The organism is Halomonas sp. V046, from assembly GCF_052645355.1.
This window is the reverse complement of the sequence record NZ_JBQXYF010000001.1, coordinates 345,621-372,143: the sequence shown is the minus strand read 5'-3', so window position 1 is coordinate 372,143 and position 26,523 is coordinate 345,621. Positions and strand designations below refer to the sequence as shown.

Below are 26,523 nucleotides of genomic sequence, written 5' to 3'. Positions count from 1 at the left end.
TGCCGGCTTAGACCAAGGTGGTGCTCGGGCCTGGATCCTGTGTATCGCAGCGCCGGTAAGGCGCACGAGAGGCTCCGCCACTGCCTTGCCGGGCAGACTCGATGGGAGGGCTTGCCGAAGGCGGGTGGCTCGGGAGGCGTGGTCAGACGCCGCCGTGGCGGCGCGGGTTGTGGCATAGTTGTCGGCATTGAGGGACGAGGTGGAGCAGGCGTTCGCAGCGCATGCGGGCGGCGAGGGTTTCGTAACACATGACAACAGCGGTGGCTGTGGCAGATCACGCCCAGACCAGGGAGAGCAGCCGATGAGCAGCAAACCGTCCAACACCCAGCGTCTGCGCGATTCGCTGGAAGACGACATCATCAACGGCCGGCGAGCACCGGGAGAGCGGCTCGACCCCGAGGCGCTGAGCAAGACTTACGGCGTCTCGCGCACGCCTGTGCGTGAGGCCATTCATCAGCTGGTGGCCAGTGGCCTGGTCACGGTGTCTCCCAAGAAGGGCACCTTCGTTGCCCGGGTGGGGCTGGACCGGTTGATCGAGATGTTCGAGGTCATGGCCGAGCTCGAAGGCATGTGCGGCCGTTTGGCCGCCCGGCGCATCACCGATGCCGAACTGGGCGCGCTGCGAAAGGCCTATGCGCGCTGCCGTGAGGCTGCCCAGGCCGGTGACAGCGATGAGTATTACTACGAGAACGAGGGCTTTCACAGCGAGATCTACGCGGCGAGCCACAACGCTTTTCTGGCCGACGAGGCGCGCTCGCTCAAGCAGCGTCTGAAGCCCTATCGACGCCTGCAGCTGCAGGTCAGGCGGCGGGTCCAGAGCTCACTCGACGAACATGCCGAGATTCTCGCCGCCATCGAGGCCGGCGATGCCGAGAGCGCCGAGCGGGTGCTGCGCGAGCATGTGCTGATTCAGGGCGAGCGATTCAGCGATTTCGTCTCCAGCGTCCGCGAGCTCGAGCGGCGTGGGGAAGAGGCCAACGCCTGAGACTGGGGGTGTTGCCGCTCGGGTCCGGGGTCCCGGCGCCAAGGTAGCGGCGGTCTCTTGGAAGCCATTCTTGATCGTCTTATACCGTTACCGGTCGTCTTTTGCCGTTCATCGTGGGCGCGCGGTCCGTGGGCTGTCCGGGAGCCCCGCTGGATAGGCTTGACGCGGCATGGCCAGCGGCGCGACCGTAGAGGAGACTTTCCTTCTAGCCTGCCGAGGCCGACATGTTCCCGAGCTTTTCCCATCACTACGCAGCGCTGCCGGATCGCATGCGCGCCGAGAGCGCCCCCACTCCGGTGACCGAGCCGAGCCTCATCGTGTTCAATCACTCCCTGGCACAGGCGCTGGGGTTCGACGCCGCGGCCTTCGATCCGCTCAAGGCCGCCGAGGTGCTGTCCGGCAACCGCTTGCCGGACGACGTGCGCCCGGTGGCCGCGGCCTATGCCGGCCATCAGTTTGGCAACTTCGTGGCGCAGTTGGGCGATGGCCGGGCGTTGCTGCTCGGTGAACTACCCCACGCCGACGGGGGATTGCGCGAGGTGCAGCTCAAGGGCGCTGGGCGGACACCGTTCTCGCGCGGCGGTGATGGGCGTGCGCCGATCGGGCCGGTGTTGAGGGAGTACCTGGTCTCCGAGGCCATGCACGCTCTCGGCGTGCCGACCACCCGGGCGCTGGCCGCGGTTGCCACCGGAGAGAGCGTCTTTCGTCAGCTGCCAGAACCCGGGGCGGTGCTGACCCGGGTCGCGACCAGCCACCTGCGCGTCGGTACCTTTCAGTACTTTGCCGCCCGGGGCGATAAGGAGGCGCTTGAGACGCTGGTGGCCCTCGCCATCGAGCGCCACTATCCAGACCTCGGCGAGCTGCCCGAGTCCGAGCGACCCTTGGCCTTGCTCGAGGCCGTGGTGGGCCGACAGGCGGCGCTGATTGCCCAATGGAAGGGCCTCGGGTTCATCCATGGGGTGATGAACACCGACAATTGTGCGCTGTCCGGGGAAACCATCGACTACGGTCCCTGTGCCTTCATGGACAATTTTCATCCGGCCACGGTCTTCAGCTCCATCGACGAGCGTGGCCGCTACGCCTGGGACAACCAGCCGGCCATTGCCCAGTGGAACCTGGCGCGGCTGGCAGAGACGTTATTGCCGCTGATCGATGCCGATCAGGAGCGAGCCGTCGAGCAGGCGACCCGAGCCATCGAGGCCTTCAGCGAGCGCCATGAGTGGCAGTGGGCGCGAGTGCTGCGGGCCAAGCTCGGTCTTTGCCAGACCCATGAGCCCAGCCCAGGCGCCGATCTCGCCCTCGGCGAGGCGCTGCTCGATGCCATGGATCAGGGCAGTGCCGACTTTACCCTGAGCTTCCGGCGCCTGGCGCTGGTCCTGCATGACGGTGAACCGGGCGAACCGGGCGAACCGGGCGAACCGGGCGAACCGGGCGAGCAGGCCGAGCCGACGCAAGGAAGCGGCGAGGCGGCCTTGCGACAGGGCTTCGAGCGCAGCCAGATGCTGAACGCCTGGTTGCCGCGCTGGCGCGAACGCCTGGCACGGGAGTCGGCCAGCAGCGCCGAACTGGCGACGCGGCTCGAAGCGGCCAATCCCGCGGTGATCCCGCGCAATCACCAGGTCGAGCGAGTGATTCGCGCCGCCATTGATGACGATGACCTGGCGCCGTTTGAGCACCTGCTCGCGGCGGTCACTCGGCCCTTCGAGACGCCTGACGATGACGCCTTGATCGCGCCGCCGGCGCGTGACCAGCGCGTGTTACGCACCTTTTGCGGGACCTGAGACGAGAGCCGATGCGCGCCTGGTGTTGGCCGCAGGCCGCGTCGGTCGGCGGCGCCGGTCGATGCGGTGTTGCCACGTCGAATGGCTTCGGCGACAGGACGCTCGGTCCCGCTCGACGCCGCAGAATAAGGGGCGCGTCTCGCGTGTCAGCCGAACACGGTGGCAACGAGAACGAAGGCCTTCAGGGCGATGATGACGCCGCAGATCAGGGGCGTGCCTCGCGTGTCAGCCGAACACGGTGGCAACGAGAACGAAGGCCTTCAGGGCGATGATGACGCCGCAGATCAGGGGCGTGCCTCGCGTGTCAGCCGAATACGGTGGCAACGAGGACGAAGGCATACAGGGCGATGATGACGCCTCAGAATAAGGGGCGCGTCTCGCGTGTCAGCCGAACACGGTGGCAACGAGAACGAAGGCCTTCAGGGCGATGATGACGCCGCAGAATAAGGGGCGTGCCTCGCCTGTCAGCCGAACACGGTGGCAACGAGGACGAAGGCATACAGGGCGATGATGACGCCGCAGAATAAGGGGCGTGCCTCGCGTGTCAGCCGAACACGGTGGCAACGAGGACGAAGGCATTCAGGGCGATGATGATGGCGCAGATCAGGGCGCCGACCCAGGTCAGCAGGCGGCCACTGACCAGATTGCCCATGAGCGTGCGGTCGGCGGTGAACCACACCAGCGGCATCAGGGCGAACGGGATGCCGAAGCTGAGTATCACCTGACTTGCGACCAAGGCCTTCTGCTCGGAGACTCCGAGCATGATCACGGCGATGGCCGGCGCCATGGTCACCAGGCGCCGCAGCCATAGCGGGATGCGGACATTGATGAAGCCCTGCATGACCACTTGCCCCGACAGGGTACCGACGATCGATGAGGACAACCCCGCCATCAGCAGCACCAGGCCGAAGGTGACGCTGGCCAGATCGTGCCCGATCATCGGACTCAAGAGCTGATAACTGTCGCTGATGGTCGCCACATCGCTGCGCCCTTGATCATGAAATGCCGCCGCGGCCAGCGCCAGGATGCCGAGGTTGACCAGCCCGGCGAGCGCCATGCCGATGACCACGTCGAGGCGATAGTAGCTCATCAGGCGGCGCCTCTGGTGCTCGTCGTCCACCACCACACGATGCTGCGACAGCGCCGAGTGAAGGTAGATCACATGGGGCATGACCGTCGCCCCGAGCATGCCGGCGGCCAGGTAGACCGCATAGGCGTCCGGGAACACCGGAGTAAACAAGCCCTTGAATATGGGGCCGGCGGGGGGCCTGGCCAAGATCAGTTCGAGCACGAAGCCGGCGGCAACCGCCACGATCATCGCGGTGATCAGCACCTCCAGCAGGCGGAAGCCGAAGCGTTGCAGGGTCAGCGCCAGGTAGGTGATGACGCCGGTAAGCAGGGCGCCTTCCATCAGGCTCAGGCCGAACAGCAGGTGGAAGGCCAGGGCGGCGCCGAGGAATTCGGCCAGGTCAGTGGCGATGGCCACTACTTCGGCCTGCACCCAGTAGGCCCAGACCAGCGGTCGAGGGAAGCGCTGACGAATCACCTCGGCAAGGTTGTTGCCGGTGGCAAGCCCGAGGCGCGCGGACATCGACTGAATCAGCATGGCGCACAGGTTGGCGCTCAGGATGACCCACAACAGGGCATAGCCGTAGCGTGAGCCGGCTTCGATATTGGTGGCGAAGTTGCCCGGATCGATGTAGGCCACCGCGGCGATCATCGCCGGGCCAAGAAACGGTAGCCAGCCCAGACGACGGCGCTTGCCACTCAAGACATCGGTGGCCTGCAGGCGTACGGAACGGTCGGAGAGGGAGCCGAACATGGTGCGCAACACCTTAGGCTAAAAAGTATAGATAAGGCTATTATCTAGGGTGTCACATTGCCAGTCACAATGCCGCCCTGACTGTGTTGCTTCGGGACGGGTGGGGGCCGCTGTCGTAGCACCCACAGCGCACGCAAGCGCCGCCCCGGCGCGCCAGGGCGGCGCTTGCGCCGGCCTTGGCCGCGAACGCGAGGCGACCTTGTGCCGGCCTGGCAGGTTGAGGACGGGGGCTATGGCGCCTGGCTCGCCTGCAGAGTACGGGTCAGCAGTGCGCGCAGGGCCGCCGGTCGCACCGGCTTCAACAGCAGCTGGTAGCCGCTGCGGCGGACCTCTTCGGCGACTTCCTCGGTGCGATCGGCGGTGATGACGATGCCGGGCACGGCGCCGCTGAAGCGCTCGGCGAGCGCCTCGAGCGCCATCACGCCGGTGACCTCGTTATCCAGGTGGTAGTCGGCGAGGATCGCATCCGGGTCCTCGTCGAGGTGGCGCAACACCGACTTCGCCCCGCCAATGGAGGTGGCGGTGAACACCTCACAGCCCCACCCCGAGAGCATCGCCTTCATGCCTTCGAGAATCAGCGACTCATTGTCGATGCACAACAGTCGCTTGCCGGCGAGCTTGTTGCCGACCCGCCTCGCTGGCTTGTTCAGGTCTTGCGGAGTGTCGGCGCGCGGTGCGACCCGCGGTACGCTGACCGAGAAGACCGTCCCCACTCCGACCCAGGACCGTACCTGGATCGGGTGATCCAGCACGCGGCTCATGCGATCGGCGATCGACAAGCCAAGGCCGAGCCCCTTCTCACTTTCCTTATGACGCGAGGCCTGATCGAGGCGCCGGAATTCCTGGAAAATCTCGCTCTGCTTGGCCTTGGGAATGCCCGGGCCGCTGTCCCACACCTCGATCAGCAGCCGCTCGCCATGGCGTCGCACGCCGAACACGACCCGCCCATCCTGGGTGTAGCGCAGGGCATTGGAGAGGAAGTTCTGGATGATCCGACGGAGCATCTGGCTGTCGCTGTCGACCCAGGCGCGGGAGGCCACCAGGGTCAGATCGAGGCCGCGATCCTCGGCCATGACGGCGAACTGAGCGTGCAGCGGCCGCAGGATATCGATCAGGGCGAAGTGACTACGGCGCGGGGTCAGAGCGCCGGCGTCGAGCTTGGAGATATCGAGCAGGGTGCTGAGCAGCTCCTCGGCGGACTGCAGTGAGCTGTCGATATGGCCGATGGTGCGCTTCATGTCCTCGGCTCCCATGTCCTGGGACAGGGCCGAAGTGAACAGCCTGGCGGCATTGAGTGGCTGCAGCAGGTCGTGGCTGGCCGCCGCCAGAAAACGCGTCTTGGAGGCATTGGCGTCCTCGGCGACTTGCTTGGCCTGGCGCAGGGCCAGCTCTGCCTCGGCGCGGACCCGGTTCTCCTGACGCAGGGCGGCGTTGGCCTCCGACAACGCCTGGGTGCGCTCGCGAACCCGTTCCTCCAGGGTCTCGTTGGTTTCCTTCAGGGCGATTTCGGCGCGCCGGCGCTCGGTGATGTCCTGGTACAGGGCGAAGAAGCCGAGAATCGCGCCGCTGTCGCCAAAGTGGGGCGTATAGGTCACCAGCATATAGCGCACGCCTTCGCCGGAGAGCCTCAGCGATACCTCGAAACTGACCCGCTCGCCCGCCAGGGTGCGGTCGATCCAGGGGGTGCGCTCCTCGGTGCGGTTGGCCGTCAGGACCTGATCGATACGCTTGCCGATGACCTCGTTGCGATCGATGTCGAAGGCCTGTTCATAGGCCCTATTGGTAAACAGGTAGCGACAGTCACGATCGAAGTAGGCGATCAGGGCCGGCACGTTGTCGGTATAGATACGGATGTTGTTTTCCGAGCGGATGAGCGCCTCTTCGGTACGCTTCTGTTGGGTGATGTCCTGATAGCTGTAGACGAAGCCGCCGCCGGGCATGGGGTTGCCCTGGACGTCCAGCACGCTGCCGTCCTGGCGGTAGCGCACATAGCGATGGGGCTGTCCCTCGCGGATATTGTCCAGCAATAGCTGCACGTGCTCTTCGGGGTCGCCGGGGCCATATTCGCCGTTGTGGGCGTTGTAGCGGAAGATGCGATCGATGGGGGCGCCGACGCGGATCAGGTGGTCGGGGAAGCGGAACAGCTCCAGGTAGCGTTGGTTCCACACCACCAGGCGCAGGTTCTGGTCGACCACGCTGATGCCCTGGTTGATGTTCTCGATGGTGGCCTGGAGCAGCGCACGGTTGAACTCGAGCACCTGGGAGGCTTCGTCGACGATGGAGATGACGTCGGAGATGCCGATGCCGCGGCCCTGTAGCGCCGAATTGACCACGATGCGGGCCGAGGACGCACCGAGCACCGAGGCCAGAAAACGCTCGGTGAATTGAATCACGTCGATGGAGGCGCGCATGTTGTCCTCCAGCGCCTTGCCATTGCGCCGGGCATAGTCGCCGAAGGCGCGGTCGACCTGACCGGCGCTTAGGAAGCGCTGGCACAGCACCTTAAGGTCGCCCAGCGTGGTGGCGCCGGTCCAGGGACGGTTGACCGAGGTCTGACGGGTCTCGACGCTATCGACGAACAGCGACGCCTGAATGCGCTCGACGACCCGCTGCGGCGTGACCTGAGAGACGAAGATGTAGGCGACCAGATTGACGCCGAGTGACAGCATCACGCCGTGGGTGAAACTGTCACCGATGTGCAGGCCAAACAGCGACGTCGGCGACAGCCAGGCGATGCCGTAGGGCCCTCCGATCAGCCAGGTGGCCGGCAACACGCCGGCATTGATCATCGCCGGTACCAGCAAGGTGTAGGCCCAGATGGCGAAGCCCGCGTTCATACCGACGATGACGCCGAGGCGGTTGCCACGCTTCCAGTACAGGCCACCGATCAGCGCCGGGGCGAACTGGGCGGCGGCGGCGAACGACAGCATGCCGATGGAGGCCAGCGAGGTGAACTCGCCGATCAATTGATAGAAACCGTAGGCCATGGCCAGGATCACGGCGATGGTGATACGCCGGGCGCGCAGCACCAGGCGGCCATAGTCCCGGGCCTTGGTGTCGAACCAGCGTAGCCGGAACAGCGCGGGAATCACGATCTCGTTGGACACCATGATCGAGACCGCCACCGCCGCCACGATGACCATGCCGGTGGCGGCCGAGAAACCGCCAATGAAGGTCAACAGGGTCAGCCAAGGCTGGTTGGCGGCCATCGGCAGCGACAGTACGTAGGTGTCCGGCGCCACGTCGGTGCCGGCGAAGACGGTCAGGCCGGCGGCCGCCAGGGGGAGCACGAAGAACGCAAACACCACCAGATACAGCGGAAACAGCCAGCGCGCGCGCGCGGCGTCGTCGCGGTGGGTGTTCTCGACCACGATGACATGAAACTGGCGCGGCAGGCACAGTATCGCCAGCATGGCCAGTAGGGTCTGGGCCCAGAAACTCTGGCCGAAATCCTGCTGCGCCAGCTGACGTTGCAGCTCGAGTTGGGTGTCGGCCCGGGACAAGAGGTCTCCGAGGCCGTCGAACATGCCCCAGGTCACGTAGGCCCCGAGCGCCAGAAACGCCAGCAGCTTGACCAGCGACTCGAAGGCCACGGCGTGAATCAGGCCCTCGTGATGCTCGGTGGCATCCGTGTGTCGGGTGCCGAACAGGATGGCGAAGATGGCCATGACAATGGCCACATAGAAGGCGGTGTCGCCAATCAGCGGTGCCCGGGTGATATCGGAGGCCGAGGTGAGAACGTCGAAGGAAGTCGATACCGCCTTCAGCTGCAGGGCGATGTAGGGCAGGGTGCCGATCAGGGCCACCAGGCTTGCGAAGGCGGCCAGGGACTGGGTCTTGCCGTAGCGCGAGGCGATGAAGTCGGCGATGGAGGTGACGTTCTGGTGCTTGGCCACCCGTACCATCTTGGCCAGCACTGGCCAGAACAGCAGCAGGGTCAGTACCGGGCCGACGAAGATGCTGGCAAACGACCAGCCGGAGGTGGCGGCCTGGCCCACGGCCCCGTGAAAGGTCCAGGAGGTGCAGTAGATCGCCAGCGCCAGACTGTAGACCAGTGGCCGGCGGTGGCTGGCGCCGTGGTGCCTGGCACGACGGTCCCCGCGCCAGGCGATGGCGAACAGCACAGCGATGTAGGCTAGGGAAACCAGGATCAACAGCCAACCGGCAAACATGGGCACCTCCTCGATATCAGCGGCCATTCTAGGCCATTCACGCCGTGACCGGCAGGGGTGAGGGAGCACAACCGTGGGCGACTTTTCCGGCGGGTGTTTTTGCCTTTTGTCGAATATAGGTCTTACTTCAGAACTTTATCATTCTCCCGGAAATGCCCGTCTTTTCGACTAACGTGCATTGAACCTTTGTCTGCATAGACCAAGGGTTAATGTATGGTTTGTTTTCATAACACAATGAAATTAATGGTTAAAATTTATCATTCTGCGCCATTGTCAGCGGTTTCGACTAAAGTTCTCGTTCTTCTAACTCGGTGTTTTGACTAGTCTTCTCGACGAGCTTACTGCCGTCCACGAAACGGTAATTGGCGATCAAAATCATCTTTGGGAGGGTAGCCTTATGCTAGACAAGAGCGCACAGGCCTACTGGAAACGAAATATCAGGGTGATCCTCGGTTGTTTGACCGTATGGTTCATCGTTTCCTATGGTTTCGGCATTCTGCTGGTGGATGTGTTGAACAACATCCGCTTCTTTGGCTTCAAGCTCGGCTTCTGGTTCGCTCAGCAGGGGTCCATCTACACCTTCATCGTGCTGATCGTCTTCTACGCCTGGAAGATGAACCGTCTCGATGAAGAATTCGACGTTCACGAACAATAAGCCATTAACAACAACGTCAACGAATGGGAACCGACCCTATGGATGTTCAGCTACTCACCTATATCTTTGTAGGCGCCTCCTTTGCGCTCTACATCGGCATCGCGATCTGGTCGCGGGCCGGCTCGACCAAGGACTTCTATGTCGCCGGTGGCGGCGTCCACCCGGCGGCTAACGGCATGGCCACTGCCGCGGACTGGATGTCGGCGGCGTCATTCATCTCCATGGCTGGCCTGATCGCCTACCTCGGCTACGACGCCTCTGTCTACCTGATGGGCTGGACGGGTGGCTATGTCATGCTGGCGATGTTGCTGGCCCCCTACCTGCGCAAATTCGGCAAGTTCACCGTGCCGGACTTCATTGGCGATCGGTATTACTCCAATGTGGCCCGGACCGTGGCGGTCATCTGCGTTATTTTCGTCTCCTTTACCTATGTCGCCGGTCAGATGCGCGGCACCGGTATCGTCTTCGCTCGCTTCCTAGAGGTCGACGTGAATGTCGGCGTCGTGATCGGCATGGTCATCGTGTTCTTCTACGCGGTACTCGGCGGCATGAAGGGGATTACCTATACCCAGGTGGCACAGTACTGCGTGCTGATCACCGCCTTCATCGTGCCTGCCGTGTTCCTGTCGATCATGATGACCGGCCACGTGCTGCCGCAGACCGGCCTCGGTGCGACCTTCGTCGATGCGGCCGGCAACGACAGTGGTCAATACATCCTCGATCGTCTCGATGGCCTGCTCGAGGAGTTGGGCATCACGCCTTACACCGACGGCAGTCAGCCGATGATCAATGTGTTCTTCATCACCGCTGCGCTGATGTGCGGTACCGCCGGCCTTCCCCACGTGATCGTGCGCTTCTTCACCGTGCCGCGGGTGCGTGATGCGCGCATCAGTGCCGGCTGGGCGCTGATCTTCATCGCTCTGCTGTATACCACCGCACCGGCGGTCGGCGTCTTCGCCCGCACCAACATCATCGACACGGTGAACAATACCGCCTACGAGGAAATGCCGAGCTGGTTCAAGAGCTGGGAAACCGTCGGCCTGATCGGCTGGCTCGACAAGAACGGTGATGGCGCCGTTCAGATGGGGCCCAAGGCACCGTTCGAAGGCAAGCCGGAGTTTGCCGAAGACGGCTCGGTCGGTGAGCATGGCGAGCGCGTCGTGACCAACGCCCCCGTCGAGGGTGATGCCGAGGTCTATATCGACCGCGACATCATCGTGTTGGCCAACCCCGAGATCGGCGGTCTGCCTGCTTGGGTGGTGGCCCTGATGGCGGCCGGTGGCGTGGCGGCAGCACTGTCCACTGCGGCGGGCTTGCTGCTGGTGATATCGGCGGCGATTTCCCACGACCTGATCAAGAAGCAGATCAACCCCAACCTGAGTGAGAAGGGCGAGCTGCTTGCTGCGCGCTCGGCGGCGGCGGTCGCGGTGGTCGTGGCAGGCTACTTCGGTATCAATCCACCAGGGTTCGTGGCTCAGGTGGTGGCCTTCGCCTTCGGTCTTGCCGCCTCGTCGTTCTTCCCTGCCATCTTGCTTGGCATCTTCGACAAGCGCATGAACCGTGAGGGCGCGATCGTCGGCATGGTGACCGGCTTGACCTTCACCTTCACCTACATCGTCTACACCAAGTTCATCAATCCCGATCCGTCGATCTGGTGGTTTGGCATCTCGCCGGAAGGCATCGGAACCCTCGGCATGATCTTCCACTTCATCATCGCCTACGTGGTCTCGCGTGCCACCAAGGCACCGCCCGAGGAAATTCAGGAGCTGGTCGAGAGCGTGCGCGTCCCGCGTGGTGCCGGTGAGGCCACCGCCCACTAACCGGGTTGTCATTCTCCAGCGGAAGACGCCGCCCCCGGCCTTGCCGGGGGCGCAGTCAGAGGAAACCCCATGGTCGATCTTGAACTGACGAATCCGCCTTTTGCGCTGCTGGATGAGGCCCAGCGGCAGCGGGTGCGGGCAGGTCTCGATATGACCTACTTTTCTCGCGACGAGATCATTCTCGATGCCGGACAGCCCGGCGAGTTCGTCTTTGTGATTCACAAGGGCGAAGTCGCCGAGCTGGACCCCAGTCAAGGCGAGGCCGACGCCCGTATCGGCCACTACACCGACGGCGATCTGTTTGGTGCCATCAGCGTGCTCAACGGGACTAGCCGTTATCGCTTCGTGGCTGAGCAGGAGAGCCTGTGCTACCTGATGCCACGCGCGCTGTTCCTGTCACTGTGCGAGTCCGCGCCGGCCTTCGCCGACTACTTTCAGCGCCGCCTGGCCGACAAGTCGCGTCTGTTGGCCGAGCGTCGCTGCGACGGCGGCGTGACGCTCGCCGGGTTCATGTTGGCTCGGGTCACCGAGTGCATGCGCGAGCCCCTGGTGGTGAGCGAGGCGAGCACCATTTCCGAGGCCGTGCATACCCTCAAGGACAGCCAGGCCGATAGCCTGTTGGTGGCACAGGGTGAAAGCCTGGGCATGGTCACCAAGACCGATCTGCTCGATGCCCTGGTCATCGAGGGCCGGGCGCAGTCGAGCCCGGTGGTCGAGATCGCCCACTTGCGCCTGGTGGCGGTGGGCCGCGAGCAGTACCTGTTCGAGGCGTTGATTGAGATGACCCGGCACAAGGTCGCCCGAGTGGTGGTCATGGACGGCGAGCGTCTGGTCGGTGTGGTCGAGCTGACCGATGTGCTGAGCTTCTTTTCGAGCCGCAGTTATGTGGTCAGCCTGCAGGTCGAGCAGGCGGCAAGCCTGGCGGCGCTGAGCGAGGCCAGTTGCAGAACGCCGGAGCTGGTCGAGGCGTTGATGGTCCAGGGCGTGCGCCTGCGCTTTGCCATGGGCATGCTGGCGGCGCTCAACGCCCGCATCATGCACAAGGCCTGGGACTTCGTCATTGGTGCCGAGCACAGGCAGTCGGGCTGTTTGATGGTGATGGGGAGCGAAGGCCGCGGCGAGCAGATTCTCAAGACCGACCAGGACAACGCGCTGATCCTTGCCGATGCCACCACGGCAGAGGAATGGCCCACGCTAGGTGCGGACATGGCGCGCTTCTCCGAGGTCCTGATGGACCTTGGCTATCCCCGCTGTCCGGGCAACATCATGGTCTGTAATCCCGAGTGGGTCGGCACCTTGGCGCAGTGGCGCCGGCGCATTCGACGCATGGTAGAGCGTCTCGATGCGGACAGCCTCATGCGCCTTGCCATCCTGCTCGATGGCTGCGCGGTGGCCGGAGACGCAAGCCTGATGGGGCGTCTACGCGATACTCTGATCGAGGAAACCCGGGGTAATGAGCTATTGCTGACCCATTTCGCCCGGGGGGTGTTGCAGTTCTCGACGCCGTTGACGATGTTCGGGTCGCTGAAGAAGCCCGCCCATGGCATAGACATCAAGAAGGGCGGCATCTTTCCCATCGTTCATGGGGTGAGAACCCTGGCGCTGGAGCGCGGAATTCGTGCCACCTCGACCCTCGACCGCCTCGATGCCCTGGTCGCCGACGGTCGCCTTGAGGCCCAGATCGCCGAGGACCTCGGCGAGGCGCTGGTGTTTTTCAGTGAGCTGCGCCTGCGCGCTCAACTCGCCACGCGTGATGCCGATGGCAGGGCAGTGGACGCCTCGACGCGGGTGGTCGTTCAGGCGCTGTCGTCCCTGGAGCGGGACTTGCTCAGAGAAGCGCTGCATATCGTCAAGGATTTCAAGGCGCGGCTGTCGCAGCGCTACCACCTGGAGTACGCATGAGCGCAGATTCGGCCACCCAAGGATGGCTGTCACGACTAGGAGGGCACCCCATGCTGCGAGCGCTACGACGTGTTGCCGACCGTCGCCGTCAAGCCGATGGCGACTACGGCTGGCTGTTCAATCCCTACACCGGAGATGAGCTGGTGTCGCTTGACTGCGAAACCACCGGGCTCGATACCAAGACAGCGGAGCTGGTATCCATCGCCGCGGTGCGTATCCGCGATGATCGCGTGCTGACCAGTGAGTCGCTAGACCTGCGCCTGGTCCGCCCGGATAGCCTCAGCGGTGACTCGATCCGGATTCATGGCCTGCGCGGCGTCGACCTGGAGGATGGCATCGAAGTCGAGCAGGCACTGGCTCGCCTGCTCGATTTCATCGGCAACCGACCGTTGGTGGGGTGGTGCATTGGCTTCGACCTGGCGGTTCTCGATCGCTATCTGAAGCCGCGGTTCGGCTTCGCGTTACCCAACGCGACCATCGATGTGGCCCAGCAGTATCGACGCTTGATGCGGCGTAGCCACCCGGAACTGGAACTGCAGCCGGGATTCGAGACGCTTGCCGAACGTCTCGGCGTGCCGGTAATAGGACGGCATAGCGCACTCGGCGACGCGGTGACCACGGCCCTGATGCATCTGCGCCTGGCCAGTGGCGCGCTGGTGGCCAAGAACGCTTGAGGGCAAGGGCGCAAGCCGAGGTGATGGGCGAGCGGCTCGCACGGCGCCCCGAGCGCCGCGTCCTGTGACCGACGAGCCCCAGAGCCCGACTCGGGACCGACGCAGCCGCTGCGGCGATCGATTCATGTCTGACCAGGCACATGCCTGACCCAACAGCCTCGTACCCAGGGAGCGAATTTTCGATGAGCGTGCACGACTTTTTTTCGGTTGTTGAGCCGGTATTGCTGGTAGTGGGCATGGCCATGGTGATGGTGGCCTACCTTGGCTATGTGCGCCGGACCCGCGATCTGGCAGGGATGATAAAGTTCTGGGAGAAGCGATTGACGCTGACCCGCCGCGAGTACGCCTGGCAACGCATTGGCATCGTGACTCTGCTGCTGGGTGTCGTGGTGAGGTACCTGCTGGTGCTGGGCGCGATCTGAGTCGATGGCTCAAGCCTGTTGGCACGGTCCTGTGGGGGGGAGCGGGCGCTGACGCCTTCGCCTCTGACCTTGGCCGATGATAGAATGTTGACCCTTCATTTTCTCAGCCGTGATTCTTGTGCCCATGTCCTCAGCCCTGTCCTCAGCCCTGTCTTCCGCCCCGGCCGCTGCGTCCTCGGTGGCCGAGATGTTCGACCCCATGGCCGCGGACCGGGTAACAACCGGTGAGGCGCCGGCCGCCACAGACAAGCGCGAGCTCGACAAGCTACGCAAGCGCCTTCGGCGCCAGACCGGCAATGCCATTATCGACTACGGCATGATCAAGGAAGGCGACAAGGTCATGGTATGCCTGTCCGGCGGCAAGGACAGCTATACCATGCTTGAGATCCTGCGCAATCTGCAGCGCAATGCACCGGTCAATTTCTCGCTGGTCGCGGTCAATCTGGATCAGAAGCAGCCGGGCTTTCCCGAGCATGTGTTACCCGAGTATCTGGATCGCCTCGGCGTGGACTACCACATCCTCGAGAAGGACACCTATTCGGTGGTGAAGGAGAAGACCCCGGAGGGGAAGACCACCTGTGCGCTGTGCTCACGCCTGCGTCGCGGTTCGCTCTACGGCTTCGCCGAGGAGATCGGCGCCACCAAGATCGCTCTGGGCCACCATCGCGAGGACATCCTCGAGACGCTGTTTCTCAACATGTTCTTCGGCGGCACGCTCAAGTCCATGCCACCGAAGCTATTGTCCGACGATGGCAAGAACATGGTCATCCGGCCGTTGGCCTACTGCCGCGAGGCAGATATCGAGGAATTTTCTCGTCGCATGGCGTTTCCGATCATTCCCTGCAATCTGTGCGGCTCCCAGCCCAACCTGCAGCGCCAGGTGGTCAAGGAAATGCTGGCGGAGTGGGAGGTCAAGCATCCCGGTCGCTTGGAGAGCATGTTCAAGGCGGTAACTAACGTCGCCCCGTCTCAGTTGGCCGATCGTGAGTTGTTCGACTTCGAAGGCCTCGAGCGGGTCCAGGCCGAGCGCACAGCCAATCGCATCGACGTGGTGGACGCTGGCTGACAGCGACCGCTTGTGGCTCGGGCGGTGTGGCGCTTGTGGCTCGGGCGGTGTGGCTCGGCCCGCGACGGGCCGGCTCGGCGAGGCCCTGGGACAATCGTCCTCGAGTCTGGGCGGCATCAGGCCTGGCTCGCCCCTACGGCACACTGTCAGCCCAGCCCAGCCCAGCCCAGCCCACGATGCGCACGAGACCGCGGCATCGCCCGAACGCTGGCGTCAGCTGGCCTCGGTATCGGCGAGTCGGGACAGCGCGGTGATGTCGAGGATATTGACTTCGCGTCCCGAGACCTCGACCAGGTCCTGCTGCTGGAAACGCCCGAGGATGCGGCTGACCGTCTCCACCGCCAGCCCCAGGTGGTTGCCGATATCGGCGCGGGACATCGACAGGCGGAAGCTGAACGGCGAATAGCCACGGCGGCGGAAGCGGTCCGAGAGGCCGAGAAAGAAACAGGCCAGACGTTGATCGGCGGTCTTGCGGGATAGCAGCTGCATCATGCGGCGGTCGTGGCGCAGCTCCTTGCTGAGGGTGCGGAACAGCTGTGCACGAAGCTCTGGCAGCGTCTGGGTTAGCGCATCGAGGCGGTCGAAGGGGATCTCGCACACGGTGGTGGTCTCGAGCGCGACCACGCTGCCGGGATAACGGTCGTCATCGATACCGTCGAGCCCCACCAGTTCACTGGGCAGGAAGAAGTTGGTCAACTGAGCCTCACCGCTGCCCTCGGTGGTGATCTGCTTGAGGCTGCCCGAGCGCACCGCATAGACACTGGTGAACCGGTCGCCCTGTTCGATCAGCCGGGTGCCCTTCTTGACCGGTGGGTGACGGCGGATGATGGAGTCGAAGCGCTCCATCTCGGCGGACTCGAGAGACAGGGGCAGGCAGAGAGAGCTGAGACTGCACGACTCGCAGCGGGTTTCATGCATCAAGGTCGCCTTCGATCTTGGGCCGATAGACAGATTCGCCACTCCTGTGAGTCAGCGATCGATGAGGATCGCGCGCCGTCGGGGCCTAGGTGGCCGAGGCCAGCACGAGAAAGACAGTATTCTACACCGAGAAGTCATGCAAAAGTGCTGAATACCTCTTTTGCCATAGGAGTTTACGTAATCTACATGAATTAAAATCCTAGTGCACCGGCCGCCTGCCACGTGGCGAAGCTCAGGATCATCGCCGCCGCCATCAGGCGCGTTGCGCGATGCCGAACCAGGCCTTGCAGCTGCCGTGCGGCAAGCCCGGTGGCCACCAACGCGGGCAGGGTGCCGAGGCCGAAGGCCGCCATCAGGGCCGCCCCTCGACCCGGGTCGGCACTCGCCATGCTCCAGGCCAGCATGGAGTAGACCAGGCCACAGGGTAGCCAACCCCAGACGGCGCCGAGCGCCACGGCCTGGGGCACTCGTACCACCGGCAACAGTCCTCGCCCCACCGGCTCCAGGTACCTCCATAGAGCGCGGCCCAGTCCCTCGACGCGGCGCAGCCCCTTCCACAGATCGGCAATGTACAGTGCCATCAGGGCCAGCATGACCGCGGCGATCAGTTGCAGTGCCGTACGCATGCCTGGTGCCAGGGTGACCAGCGAGCCGAGGCTGGCGGCGAGGCTGCCAGCCAGTGTGTAGCTGAGTATTCGACCCGCATTATAGCCCATTACCAGCGCTCCGAGTCTCGCAGGATGGCGCAGACTCGGCGGTACGGCGAAGGTCAGGGCGCTCATGATGCCGCCGCACATGCCGATGCAGTGGGCGCCGCCAAGCAGGCCGAAGACGAAGGCCGCGGTTAGCGGTGGCAGCGCGAGGCCGGTGGGGTCCATCAGATGATCACCGTTGTGTGCCGTTGCGGTTGCCGTCGGCTTCCTTTACGGGGCCGTCGCGGCATCCCTCGACGCTCGCCGGGGGCGCCTCGCCAGCACCGTCGCCAGCACTGTCGCGGTGAGCGGTGTCGCTGCCTGGCGGGTTGCCGCCTCGTTCCCCGGCCGCCGCCTTCTCGGGGGGCTTGTTCGCCGGCCGATCCGTTTCGTCATCATCGAACAGGATACGATAGGCCGGCCCCTCGAGGTCCTCGAACTGGTCGTGCCTGACGGCCCAGAAGAAAGCCCAGACGGCCAGGCCCAGCAGCATCAGCGATAACGGGATCAACAGGTAGAGGATGCTCATGGCGACGTCGATATGGGTGAAGTGAGAGGCGCTTGCGCCGCTGCTGAGGCCCGCCAACGCGTCAGGCGAAGGGCGTTGCCGACCACCAGAAGCGAGCTCGCGGACATGCCCAGCGCCGCGGCCCAGGGGGGGACGAACCCCAGGGCCGCCAAGGGTAGAGCGATGACATTGTAGAGCACCGACCAGCTGAGGTTCTGGCGGATGATGCGGCGAGTGAGCTCGGCGACTTCGATGGCCTCGACGATACGCTGGAGGTTATCACCGAGCAAGATAATGTCGGCTCGGGTTCGTGTCAGGTCACTGGCACCCGCCAGCGTGATGGCCAGGTCGGCGCCTGCGAGGACCGGAATGTCGTTGATGCCGTCGCCGACCATGGCGACACACTCTCCTCTGGCCTGGGCCGCTTGAAGATGGGCCAGCTTGTCTTCCGGCGAGGCGTTGCCGCGCCAGGTGGTCAAGTTCAATTGGCTGGCCATGGTGGCGGCGTTGGCCTGGCTGTCACCGGACAGCATTTCCACGGCCAGGCCGCGCGCCGTCAGCGCCGCCAGGGTCGCGGCAGCGTCGTCGCGGACACGGTCATCGAGGCGGAACCAGGCCATGGGGTGGCCGTCGCGGGTGAGCAAGAGCCACAGGCCGGTGCCGGGGGCGTCGAGTGCCGCGTCCTCGCCGAGGGCGAAGTCGGCGCGGCCGAGCCGCCACAGGGCGCCCTGACAGCGCCCTCCGATACCGCGGCCAGGATGGTTACGGATATCCTGGGCGCTGACGCTCGTGTCGCGATGCGTCGCGAAGGCCCGGGCGATGGGGTGCTCCGAGGCCGCTTCAAGTGCTGCGGCCACCGCCGTGAGCTCGCCGGCGGTGTGTCTCGTCGCCGCTGCAAGCCGTGTCTCGGCAAGGTGGATGTCGCCGCGGGTCAGGGTGCCGGTCTTGTCGAATACCAGCCGGTCGAGGCCGGCCAGGGTCTCCAGGGCATCGGCCCGGGTGACCAGCACGCCGGCTCGGCGCAAGCGTCCGTGGGCTGCCGTCAGCGCGGTTGGCGTCGCCAGGGCCAGGGCACAGGGACAGGTGACGACGAGCACCGATAGGGTCACCCAGAGGCTGCGGGCCGGGTCGATGAAGGTCCAGGCTAGCGCGACCGCCGCGGTGACCAGTAGCAGGTTGATCACGAAGCGGTGGGCGATGCGCTCGGCCAGGCGGGCGATACGCGGCCGGCTGGCGAAGGCGCGATCGGTAAGATCGACGATACTCGCGACTCGGGTCGCCTCGCCGACTCGCGTGACCTCGAGCTCCAGCGGGCTGTCGACCGCCAGGCTGCCGGCGCAGACGTCATCGCCCTGGCGCCGGGTCACGGGCAAGGATTCGCCGCTGAGCATGGACTCGTCGAGGCTGGCGATGCCCGAGGTCACGATGCCATCGGCGGGAACCTGCTGCCCTGGACGTACCCGAATCCGGTCGCCGGGGCGCAGTTGGTCGGCTGGCACGACCTGCTCCTGGTCGTCGCCATCCAGGCGCACTGCCGCCGCTGGCAGGGCCCCCGAGAGGGCATTGCCGCTGCGCCCGTGGTGGGCTCTGGCCTGGGCTTCGATGTAGCGCCCGAACAGCAGAAAAAAGGTGAACATGCTCACCGAGTCGAAGTACATGTCGCCGCCGTCGGAAACGACGGCCCAGATGCTGGCGAGATAGGCACCGCCGATGGCCAAGGCCACCGGCACGTCCATGCCCAGCACGCGGCTTCGCACATCCCTCCAGGCGCCGCGAAAGAATGGTTGCGCGGAAAACAGCACCACTGGGGTGGTCAGGGCCAGGGCGAGCCAGGCGAACAGACGCTCGAAGTCGGCGCTTAAATCGCCGGGTGTCGCGACGTAATGGGGGATCGAAAACATCAATACCTGCATCATGCCGACCGCGGCGACGATCAGGCGGCGCACCATCATGCGGGACTCTTGCTGTAGGCGGATCTGGGCCTGGTCCGGCTCGTAGGGCTGGGAGGGGTAGCCGATGGCGGCCATCTCGGCGAGCAGCCGTGACAGGGCCAGTGCCGTCGGGTCCCAACGAATCTGGACGCGATGCTGGGAGAGGTTGACGGCACTCGAGACGATGCCGTCGAGGGCGTTGAGGTGATGCTCGATCAGCCAGGCACAGGCGGCACAGGTGATGCCATCCACCGCCAGGGTGGCGCGCTGGATGCCGTTGTCCTCGGTCTTGACGAAACGCGCCTGGAGACCCGGGTCATCGAACACTCGCCAGCTATCCTGCTGGGCCTGGGAGGTCGAAGGGCGCTCGGGCAGGGCGCTGCGAAAGCGGTAGTAACTGTCGAGGCCAGCGTCGACGATGGCGTGAGCCACAGCCTCGCACCCGGGGCAACACAGCCCCCGGCGCTCGCCATCGACGGTGATCGACCAGGGGGCCGCGATGTCGACCGTAGCGCCGCAGTGATAGCACGACGTCATCGTCATGCCGGCTACAGGCCCGGCGTTAGAGCAATCGCCGAGTCGCTGGGAAACTCGGCTTCGCCGGTCAGGCGCCAGGCGGCATCGTTGCCCACCGAGGGTTGCAGTTGCAGGTACCAGCGGTAGTTCAGTGCCTTTTCCAGGTTGCCGACGTAGTGGCCATCGCGGGTGTGGCTCAACGTCAGGCGGCGGTCGCGGTCGCCGTCGGTGGGGAAGATCAAGGCAAGCACCAGCTGGTCGGGGTACTCACCGCCCCGCAGGTCGACGTTGATGTCGCCGGTGAGACCATCGACGCGCAGGCTGGCCGCGAGGCCAAGTGCCTCGGCGCGCTGCTGCTTTTCCAGCTGGGCGTTGATGGCCAGGCCTTCCTTGTAATAGTCATCCGGCACCGAGCCATCGAAAAAGCGAATCGAGAGTGCGAGGTACGTCAGGCTGAACATCACCGAAGAGGCCAGCAGGGCAATCAGAAACCACGGCCAGAACTGCTTGTACCAGGGCGCAATTTCGTGGTGGTCGGATGGCGTCATTTGGGCACTCCAATAAAGCGGCTGTCACGCTCGATGACCAGCGTCGGGTCATCCTCGGCACGCGCGCGGACGACGATGTCGTAGCTGCGCTCGGTGAGGCGCGCGGGATCCACCGACAGCGTCATCACTCGGCTGCGTGATTCGCCTGCCGGCACACTGATGGCGTCGGTGTCGCCTTGCAGACCATCGATACCCTCGACTTCGAGTCGGTAGGTGTGGTCCTTGTTGTCCAGGTTGCGCACATTGAGCGAGTAGGAATTGGCGATACGCCCGTCACTTAACGTCTGAAACAGACGGGCCCGGTCGCGCTCCACGTCGAGATCCAGTGGCGTGCGATCGGCGATGGTCCAGACGAACAGGCCGATCATCGCCAGCAAGGCGACCAGATAGCCGATCAGGCGTGGCCTCAGCACATGGGTCTTGTTGCCTTCGAGGGCGTGCTCGGTGGTGTAACGGACCAGGCCCCGCGGATAGCCCATCTTGTCCATTACGCTATCACAGGCGTCGATACAGGCGGCGCAACTGATGCACTGGTACTGGAGGCCGTCGCGGATATCGATGCCGGTGGGGCAGACCTGAACGCACAGATCGCAGTCGATGCAATCGCCGATCCCTGCGGCCGCCGGGTCGACGCTGCGCTTGCGCGCCCCACGGGGTTCGCCACGATGGTAGTCGTAGGAGACGATCAGGGTGTCGCGGTCGAACATCACCGCCTGGAAACGAGCGTACGGACACATGTAGAGACAGACTTGTTCGCGCAGCCAGCCGGCGTTGAGGTAGGTGAACACGACGAAGAAGCCGACCCAGAAGTAGGACCAGCCGCCGGCCTCCAGCACCGCGAGTTGCGGCACCAGTTCGCGGATCGGGGTGAAGTAGCCGACGAAGGTGACGCCGGTGGCCAGGGCGATGATCAGCCACAGCGCATGCTTGGCACTCTTGCGCCATAGCTTGTCGGCGTCCCAGCCGCCCTTGTCGAGCTTGATACGGCGGTGACGAGGCCCCTCGATGCGGTGCTCGACCCAGATGTACAGAAAGGTCCAGACGCTTTGCGGGCAGGTGTAGCCACACCACACTCGGCCGGCGAATACGGTGATGAAGAACAGACCGAAGGCGCAGATGATCAAGAGCCACGACAGCAGGATGAATTCCTGGGGGTAGAAGGTTGCGGCGAAGATATGGAACTCGCGTCCCGGCAGGTCGAACCAGACCGCCGGTCGGTCGCCCCACGGGATCCACGGCAGCAGCAGGAAACCGAGCATCAGCGCCCAGTTCGAGGCCCGCCTGAGACGTTGAAAGAGGCCTTTGATCTCTCGCACATAGATGTGGCGGCGGCTCTCGTACATGCTCTGGCTGACGGTCTCGACCGCGTCATGGTGCTGGACGCTGGTGTCGGTGACATCGCGAGTGGGGATCTTGTCGCTCATGGCAGGCTCGATTCGCGGCGCGGGGCCGAAGAAGGCCCAGTGTAGCGATCTGCAAAGGGTGGGGAGACGGGTGCGACTCGCGGTCGCACTCGTGCAGTATACCCTCGACTGGAGGGTCGGGCGGCGGCGGCGTGGCCACCATTCGGTGGTTCACCGCCCGGCGATGGCCGGTGGCGACACGTGAAGGAAGCCGCGTCGCCCGCCGCCGATGCGCCCTCGGTCGAGGCTCGGGTCAGTCGCCCTGCCGGCTCAGGCTGTAAACGTAGGCCGCCACCAGGTGAACGCGCTCTTCACCGATATAGGCGGCCTGGGCCGGCATATGGCCGTTGCGGCCGTTGCGCAGCGTCTGGCGCACCGAGTCCGCCACGCTTTGCCCCGGCGCCTGGTAGAGCCAGGTGTCGTCGGTCAGGTTCGGTGCGCCCAGGGCCTGGTTGCCGGTTCCCTGTGGGGTATGGCAAGCCGCACAGACCGAGGTGAAGACCGCGGCCCCCTTGTCGGCGCGTTCGGCGTCATCGGACTGGCCAGAAAGCGAGAGCACGTGCTGGGTGACGTTCTCGATGTTCTCGGCACCGAGTTGCTGCCAGGACGGCATCAGGCCGTTGCGGCCCTGGTTGAGCGTGGCGACGATATGATCCGGCTCGCCGCCATAGAGCCAATCACCGTCGGTCAGGTTGGGGAACCCGTAGCCGCCCTTGGCGTTGGAGCCGTGGCAGATGGCACAGTTGTTCAGGAAGATGCGCTCGGCCACCTGCATGGCATCGCCGTCCTTGGCAAGCTCGGGGATCGGCACGGCTTCATATTGCTCGAAGATCGGGGCAAAGCGTTCGTCGGCCTGAGCCACTTCTTCTGCCCATTGGCCTTCCTGGGTCCAGCCGAGGACACCGGCGAAGTTGCCAAGGCCCGGATACAGCACCAGATACCCGAGCGAGAAGATGACGGTGGCCACATAGAGCTGAAACCACCAGCGTGGCAACGGGTTGTCATACTCCTCGATACCGTCGGCGGCGTGCCCGGTGGTCGCGACATTGCCGTCCTGGTCCGGGCGCTTGTCGGTCTTGCGGTTGGCATAGAGCAGCCAGAACGCGAAGCCGATGGTGCCCAGCGTGATGACGATGATCCAGGCACTCCAGAAGCCGGAGAGGGAGTCACCCCAAAGCGTATTCATGTGTTCTTCTCTCCCCTGTCCTGACGGGATTCGGCGCTCGGTCGCGCCGTTGAGTCACGGGTCGGTTGTTGTTCGTCGTCGGCGAAGGGCAGGTTGGCTGCCTCATCGAACTCAGGCTTGCGCCGCTTCGAGTAGGCCCAGGCCACCAGGCCCAGGAACGCGAGCAGCAGAATGCCGGTGAGAATGCCGCGAAAGGTTCCGATATCCATGGTTACGGGGTACTCGCCGAGTTGGGCAGCACGGTGCCGAGCTGCTGCAGGTAGGCGATCAGGGCGGTGATCTCCTGCTCGCCACGCACGTCTGTCGTGGCGGACGCGATCTGCTCATCGGTATAGGGCACGCCGAGCGTGCGCAGGGTCCGCATCTTGGCCGGGGTGTCCTCGCCGTCGAGGGTGTCCTCGAACAGCCACGGATAGGCCGGCATCACCGACTCGGGGACGACATCGCGCGGGTTGTGGAGGTGGGCGCGGTGCCAGTCGTCGCTGTAGCGGCCGCCGACGCGGGCCAAGTCCGGGCCGGTGCGCTTGGAGCCCCACAGGAAATTGTGTTCGTAGACGGACTCGCCGGCCACGCTGTAGTGGCCGTAGCGCTCGGTCTCGGCGCGGAAAGGACGAATCATCTGCGAATGGCAGCCGACGCAACCCTCACGACGATAGATGTCGCGGCCTTCCAGCTGTAGTGCGGTCAACGGCTTGAGCCCCTCGACAGGCTCGGTGGTCTGCTTCTGGAAGAACAATGGCACGACCTCGGCGAGCCCGCCAAAGCTGATCACCACCAGCACCAGCACCGCCATCAGGCCAACGTTCTTTTCAATGATCTCGTGTCTCATGGGTCTCTCGTTCCCTGTTGGCTCAAGCGGACTGCGCAAGCGGTGCGTGGTCCTTGGCGTCACCCTTGACGGTCATCGTCACGTTGACCGCCATGATGATCATGCCGACGACCCAGAACAGGCCGCCGATCAGACGCACGATGTACCCTGGCCCGCTGGCTTCGACGGACTCCACGAAGGTGTACATCAGGGTGCCGTCGGCATTGATCGCGCGCCACATCAGGCCCTGCAGGATGCCGTTGACCCACATCGCCGCGATGTACAGCACGGTGCCGATGGTGGCGAGCCAGAAGTGCACCGCCACGAGCTTCACGGAGAACATCTCGGTGCGCCCGTACAGGCGTGGAATCAGGTGATAGAGAGAGCCGATGGTGATCATCGCCACCCAGCCGAGGGCACCGGCGTGGACATGACCGATGGTCCAGTCCGTGTAGTGCGACAGGGCATTGACGGTCTTGACCGCCATCATCGGACCTTCGAAGGTCGACATGCCGTAGAACGACAGGGCCACGACCAGAAAGCGCAGGGTCGGGTCGGTGCGCAGCTTATGCCAGGCGCCGGACAGGGTCATCATGCCGTTGATCATGCCGCCCCAGGACGGTGCCAGCAGGATGATCGACATCACCATGCCCAGCGACTGGGCCCAGTTGGGCAGGGCCGTATAATGCAGGTGGTGCGGGCCGGCCCACATGTAGACCATGATCAGTGCCCAGAAATGCACGATGGACAGGCGGTAGGAATACACCGGGCGTTCGGCCTGCTTGGGCACGAAGTAATACATCATGCCGAGAAAGCCAGCGGTGAGGAAGAAGCCCACGGCGTTGTGGCCATACCACCACTGGACCATGGCGTCGATGGCACCTGAGTAGATCGAAATGGAGTAGGTGGCGGTGACAGGAAGTGCGGCGCTGTTGACGATATGCAGAACGGCGACGGTGAGAATGAAGGCGGCGAAGAACCAGTTGGCCACATAGATGTGGGAGGTCTTGCGGACCTTGATCGTGCCCAGGAAGACACCGGCGTAGGTGACCCAGACCACGGCTAGCAGGATGTCGATCGGCCACTCGAGCTCAGCGTATTCCTTGACCTCGGTGAGACCCAGGGGCAGGGTGACGACGGCACACAGGATCACCGCTTGGTAGCCCCAGAAGGTAAAGGCGGCGAGCTTGTCGGAGATCAGCCGGACCTGGCAGGTGCGTTGGACGACGTAGTAGGAGGTGGCGAACAAGGCCGATCCGCCGAAGGCGAAGATGACGGCATTGGTATGCAGGGGCCTCAACCGACCGAAGCTTGTCCAGGGCAAGCCAAGATTGAGTTCCGGCCAGACCAGCTGGGCAGCCAGAGTAACACCTAGGGCCATGCCCACGATGCCCCATACCACCGTCATGATCGCGAACTGCCGGACCACCTTGTAGTTATAGGTCGGGTGTTCAAATGCTGTGCTCATGATCAGGTTCCCATCGAACGCTAGAGGGGGGATATCCCCCGGCCATAGTGCCTCGCCGGCGACTGTCGCTTTATGATGCAGGTCAACAACCTCACCGGATTCTAGCCCACCCCAGGCCTAACCTGAACCAATCTTGGTCGCTTTTGGAGAACTTGAAGGGGTACTTGGTGTCGAATTTAGCTTTGTCCGTTATTGGGCCTGCCGAACTCATCGAGGCCCGCGCTTGCGCAGCCAACGGTGGCTACTCGGTGACCGGTGTCGGGCCGCTGTGGATTCATGGCGAAGCTCGCTGTGGCTCTCTGTTGATGGCCCATGGCGCCGGCGCTGGACACGATTCAGCGTTTCTCCAGGCGCTGCGCGATGCGCTGGCCCGCCACGGCGTCCAGACGCTCTCGGTGGAGTTCGCATACATGCAGCGAATGAAGGCCGAGGGACGCCGCCGCCCTCCCCCGAAAGTGGCGGGATTGGTCGAGGAATTGCGCCTATGGCGCGACCACATGTCGCATCCATCGCTACCGCCACTGTGGCTTGCCGGGAAATCAATGGGGGGGCGCGTCGCGAGCCTCTTGGCCGCCGAAGATGGCGCGCCCGGGCTGGTACTCGCCGGCTATCCGTTTCATCCCCCCGCGAAACCGCAGAGCCTGCGCCTGGATCACTGGTCCGATCTTGCTTGCCCGACGCTGGTGCTGCAGGGGACCCGTGACCCCTTTGGTCGCCGCGATGAGGTCGAAGGCTATACGCTGGCCGCCTCGAGCCGAGTCCACTGGCTCGAGGGAGGGGATCACGACTGGTCGCCGAAGCGCTCGAGCGGGCGACACCAGGCGGACTTGATTGAGCAGGCGGCCGTGACCGTGGCTCGCTTCATGACCGAACACTCGGCGGTCGGCGCGGCGTAGCGCGAACCACTGGACCGGGAGCCGCCACTCGTTGACGCCAGCTTGGGCAGGGAGTGGCGAGCGGAGCGTCGCGTGGGGCGCGGGATTCGCTCGTGTTAAAACGGGCGTTGGAAACAGCCGCGTCCGATCATGTGCGCCCAAGTCAATGAATGACGGCGAAATCTTGGCGAGCCCGAGAACAACGGATTTCAAAATACGCGTTGACTTTGGAGGCTGGGCCTGTAGAATGCAGCGCCACGTACCCAGGGGTGGTTAGCTCAGCTGGGAGAGCACCAGCCTTACAAGCTGGGGGTCACAGGTTCGAACCCTGTACCACCCACCAACGTCTCAAGCGAGGGGTTGGCTACGTA

General features: G+C 64.3%; 20 protein-coding genes, 1 tRNA gene and 1 pseudogene. 10 read left to right on the top strand and 12 right to left on the bottom strand.

Going from position 1 to position 26,523, the window contains the following annotated elements; genetic code table 11:
• Nucleotides 1-301 precede the first annotated feature (301 nt).
• Entirely contained in the window at nt 302-985 is a 684-nt protein-coding gene (locus ACUN9Y_RS01625) for a GntR family transcriptional regulator (protein ID WP_445458921.1), read from the top strand.
• A gap of 224 nt (nt 986-1,209) precedes the next feature.
• The gene (locus ACUN9Y_RS01620; RefSeq protein ID WP_445458920.1) at nt 1,210-2,766 is read left to right on the top strand and encodes a protein adenylyltransferase SelO; all 1,557 of its coding nucleotides are present in this window, start codon (nt 1,210-1,212) and stop codon (nt 2,764-2,766) included.
• A gap of 544 nt (nt 2,767-3,310) precedes the next feature.
• Here ACUN9Y_RS01620 and ACUN9Y_RS01615 read toward each other — a convergent pair.
• Together ACUN9Y_RS01615 and ACUN9Y_RS01610 are read right to left on the bottom strand one after the other, a co-directional pair.
• Nucleotides 3,311-4,588 (bottom strand): Nramp family divalent metal transporter, encoded by a 1,278-nt coding sequence (locus ACUN9Y_RS01615; protein WP_445458919.1) that lies wholly within the window; start codon nt 4,586-4,588, stop codon nt 3,311-3,313.
• Between the two features lie 230 nt (nt 4,589-4,818).
• Nucleotides 4,819-8,760 carry a hybrid sensor histidine kinase/response regulator gene (locus ACUN9Y_RS01610; RefSeq protein WP_445458918.1) on the bottom strand — a complete coding sequence of 1,314 codons (3,942 nt, stop codon included), beginning with the start codon at nt 8,758-8,760 and terminating at the stop codon, nt 4,819-4,821.
• Between the two features lie 397 nt (nt 8,761-9,157).
• On the opposite strand from ACUN9Y_RS01610, the gene ACUN9Y_RS01605 reads away from it, so the two are divergent.
• From ACUN9Y_RS01605 to ttcA, 6 genes are all read left to right on the top strand, one after another.
• Complete coding sequence (locus ACUN9Y_RS01605; RefSeq protein WP_445458917.1) at nt 9,158-9,415, top strand: DUF4212 domain-containing protein; 258 nt, start codon at nt 9,158-9,160, stop codon at nt 9,413-9,415.
• A 38-nt stretch (nt 9,416-9,453) separates the two neighbouring features.
• Nucleotides 9,454-11,235 carry a sodium:solute symporter family protein gene (locus ACUN9Y_RS01600; RefSeq protein WP_445459082.1) on the top strand — a complete coding sequence of 594 codons (1,782 nt, stop codon included), beginning with the start codon at nt 9,454-9,456 and terminating at the stop codon, nt 11,233-11,235.
• A 69-nt stretch (nt 11,236-11,304) separates the two neighbouring features.
• Nucleotides 11,305-13,137 carry a putative nucleotidyltransferase substrate binding domain-containing protein gene (locus ACUN9Y_RS01595; RefSeq protein WP_445458916.1) on the top strand — a complete coding sequence of 611 codons (1,833 nt, stop codon included), beginning with the start codon at nt 11,305-11,307 and terminating at the stop codon, nt 13,135-13,137.
• Nucleotides 13,134-13,811 carry a 3'-5' exonuclease gene (locus ACUN9Y_RS01590; protein ID WP_445458915.1) on the top strand — a complete coding sequence of 226 codons (678 nt, stop codon included), beginning with the start codon at nt 13,134-13,136 and terminating at the stop codon, nt 13,809-13,811. Before ACUN9Y_RS01595 ends, ACUN9Y_RS01590 begins: the two co-directional genes overlap by 4 nt.
• A 182-nt stretch (nt 13,812-13,993) precedes the next feature.
• On the top strand, nt 13,994-14,233 hold the full coding sequence (locus ACUN9Y_RS01585) for a hypothetical protein (RefSeq protein ID WP_445458914.1): 240 nt from the start codon (nt 13,994-13,996) through the stop codon (nt 14,231-14,233).
• Between the two features lie 199 nt (nt 14,234-14,432).
• Entirely contained in the window at nt 14,433-15,299 is an 867-nt protein-coding gene (ttcA, locus tag ACUN9Y_RS01580; protein WP_445459081.1) for a tRNA 2-thiocytidine(32) synthetase TtcA, read from the top strand.
• Nucleotides 15,300-15,512: 213 nt separating this feature from the next.
• On the opposite strand, the gene fnr is transcribed toward ttcA, so the two are convergent.
• The 10 genes and pseudogenes from fnr to ccoN form a co-directional block, all read right to left on the bottom strand.
• On the bottom strand, nt 15,513-16,217 hold the full coding sequence (gene fnr, locus ACUN9Y_RS01575; protein ID WP_445458913.1) for a fumarate/nitrate reduction transcriptional regulator Fnr: 705 nt from the start codon (nt 16,215-16,217) through the stop codon (nt 15,513-15,515).
• Between the two features lie 191 nt (nt 16,218-16,408).
• Entirely contained in the window at nt 16,409-17,095 is a 687-nt protein-coding gene (locus tag ACUN9Y_RS01570) for a sulfite exporter TauE/SafE family protein (RefSeq protein WP_445458912.1), read from the bottom strand.
• Between the two features lie 190 nt (nt 17,096-17,285).
• A pseudogene (gene ccoS / locus ACUN9Y_RS01565) lies at nt 17,286-17,438 on the bottom strand (cbb3-type cytochrome oxidase assembly protein CcoS); the annotation flags it as partial.
• Entirely contained in the window at nt 17,435-19,891 is a 2,457-nt protein-coding gene (locus tag ACUN9Y_RS01560; RefSeq protein WP_445458911.1) for a heavy metal translocating P-type ATPase, read from the bottom strand. The pseudogene ccoS and the gene ACUN9Y_RS01560, both read right to left, overlap by 4 nt.
• 5 nt (nt 19,892-19,896) lie before the next feature.
• Entirely contained in the window at nt 19,897-20,412 is a 516-nt protein-coding gene (locus ACUN9Y_RS01555) for a FixH family protein (RefSeq protein WP_445458910.1), read from the bottom strand.
• On the bottom strand, nt 20,409-21,836 hold the full coding sequence (gene ccoG, locus ACUN9Y_RS01550; RefSeq protein ID WP_445458909.1) for a cytochrome c oxidase accessory protein CcoG: 1,428 nt from the start codon (nt 21,834-21,836) through the stop codon (nt 20,409-20,411). The genes ACUN9Y_RS01555 and ccoG overlap by 4 nt, the downstream gene beginning before the upstream one ends.
• Nucleotides 21,837-22,068: 232 nt before the next feature.
• A complete protein-coding gene (gene ccoP, locus ACUN9Y_RS01545) occupies nt 22,069-23,001 on the bottom strand; it encodes a cytochrome-c oxidase, cbb3-type subunit III (protein ID WP_445458908.1) in 933 nt (310 codons plus the stop codon).
• Nucleotides 22,998-23,210: a cbb3-type cytochrome oxidase subunit 3 gene (locus ACUN9Y_RS01540; RefSeq protein ID WP_445458907.1), complete on the bottom strand. Its 213-nt coding sequence runs from the start codon at nt 23,208-23,210 to the stop codon at nt 22,998-23,000. Before ACUN9Y_RS01540 ends, ccoP begins: the two co-directional genes overlap by 4 nt.
• A gap of 2 nt (nt 23,211-23,212) precedes the next feature.
• Nucleotides 23,213-23,830, bottom strand: coding sequence for a cytochrome-c oxidase, cbb3-type subunit II (gene ccoO, locus ACUN9Y_RS01535; RefSeq protein ID WP_445458906.1), 618 nt, complete (start codon nt 23,828-23,830; stop codon nt 23,213-23,215).
• A 22-nt stretch (nt 23,831-23,852) separates the two neighbouring features.
• Nucleotides 23,853-25,277 (bottom strand): cytochrome-c oxidase, cbb3-type subunit I, encoded by a 1,425-nt coding sequence (gene ccoN, locus ACUN9Y_RS01530; RefSeq protein WP_445458905.1) that lies wholly within the window; start codon nt 25,275-25,277, stop codon nt 23,853-23,855.
• Between the two features lie 167 nt (nt 25,278-25,444).
• Here ccoN and ACUN9Y_RS01525 point away from each other — a divergent pair, with 167 nt between their 5' ends.
• Together ACUN9Y_RS01525 and ACUN9Y_RS01520 are read left to right on the top strand one after the other, a co-directional pair.
• Complete coding sequence (locus ACUN9Y_RS01525; protein WP_445458904.1) at nt 25,445-26,173, top strand: alpha/beta family hydrolase; 729 nt, start codon at nt 25,445-25,447, stop codon at nt 26,171-26,173.
• A 246-nt stretch (nt 26,174-26,419) separates the two neighbouring features.
• Nucleotides 26,420-26,495, top strand: a tRNA-Val gene (locus ACUN9Y_RS01520).
• Nucleotides 26,496-26,523: the final 28 nt, after the last annotated feature.

Coding starts and splice junctions, on each gene's coding strand:
- ACUN9Y_RS01625 (WP_445458921.1), top strand. CDS start 302: ATGAGCAGCAAACCGTCCAACACCCAGCGTCTGCGCGATTCGCTGGAA.
- ACUN9Y_RS01620 (WP_445458920.1), top strand. CDS start 1,210: ATGTTCCCGAGCTTTTCCCATCACTACGCAGCGCTGCCGGATCGCATG.
- ACUN9Y_RS01615 (WP_445458919.1), bottom strand. CDS start 4,588: ATGTTCGGCTCCCTCTCCGACCGTTCCGTACGCCTGCAGGCCACCGAT.
- ACUN9Y_RS01610 (WP_445458918.1), bottom strand. CDS start 8,760: ATGTTTGCCGGTTGGCTGTTGATCCTGGTTTCCCTAGCCTACATCGCT.
- ACUN9Y_RS01605 (WP_445458917.1), top strand. CDS start 9,158: ATGCTAGACAAGAGCGCACAGGCCTACTGGAAACGAAATATCAGGGTG.
- ACUN9Y_RS01600 (WP_445459082.1), top strand. CDS start 9,454: ATGGATGTTCAGCTACTCACCTATATCTTTGTAGGCGCCTCCTTTGCG.
- ACUN9Y_RS01595 (WP_445458916.1), top strand. CDS start 11,305: ATGGTCGATCTTGAACTGACGAATCCGCCTTTTGCGCTGCTGGATGAG.
- ACUN9Y_RS01590 (WP_445458915.1), top strand. CDS start 13,134: ATGAGCGCAGATTCGGCCACCCAAGGATGGCTGTCACGACTAGGAGGG.
- ACUN9Y_RS01585 (WP_445458914.1), top strand. CDS start 13,994: ATGAGCGTGCACGACTTTTTTTCGGTTGTTGAGCCGGTATTGCTGGTA.
- ttcA (WP_445459081.1), top strand. CDS start 14,433: ATGGCCGCGGACCGGGTAACAACCGGTGAGGCGCCGGCCGCCACAGAC.
- fnr (WP_445458913.1), bottom strand. CDS start 16,217: ATGCATGAAACCCGCTGCGAGTCGTGCAGTCTCAGCTCTCTCTGCCTG.
- ACUN9Y_RS01570 (WP_445458912.1), bottom strand. CDS start 17,095: ATGGACCCCACCGGCCTCGCGCTGCCACCGCTAACCGCGGCCTTCGTC.
- ACUN9Y_RS01560 (WP_445458911.1), bottom strand. CDS start 19,891: ATGACGATGACGTCGTGCTATCACTGCGGCGCTACGGTCGACATCGCG.
- ACUN9Y_RS01555 (WP_445458910.1), bottom strand. CDS start 20,412: ATGACGCCATCCGACCACCACGAAATTGCGCCCTGGTACAAGCAGTTC.
- ccoG (WP_445458909.1), bottom strand. CDS start 21,836: ATGAGCGACAAGATCCCCACTCGCGATGTCACCGACACCAGCGTCCAG.
- ccoP (WP_445458908.1), bottom strand. CDS start 23,001: ATGAATACGCTTTGGGGTGACTCCCTCTCCGGCTTCTGGAGTGCCTGG.
- ACUN9Y_RS01540 (WP_445458907.1), bottom strand. CDS start 23,210: ATGGATATCGGAACCTTTCGCGGCATTCTCACCGGCATTCTGCTGCTC.
- ccoO (WP_445458906.1), bottom strand. CDS start 23,830: ATGAGACACGAGATCATTGAAAAGAACGTTGGCCTGATGGCGGTGCTG.
- ccoN (WP_445458905.1), bottom strand. CDS start 25,277: ATGAGCACAGCATTTGAACACCCGACCTATAACTACAAGGTGGTCCGG.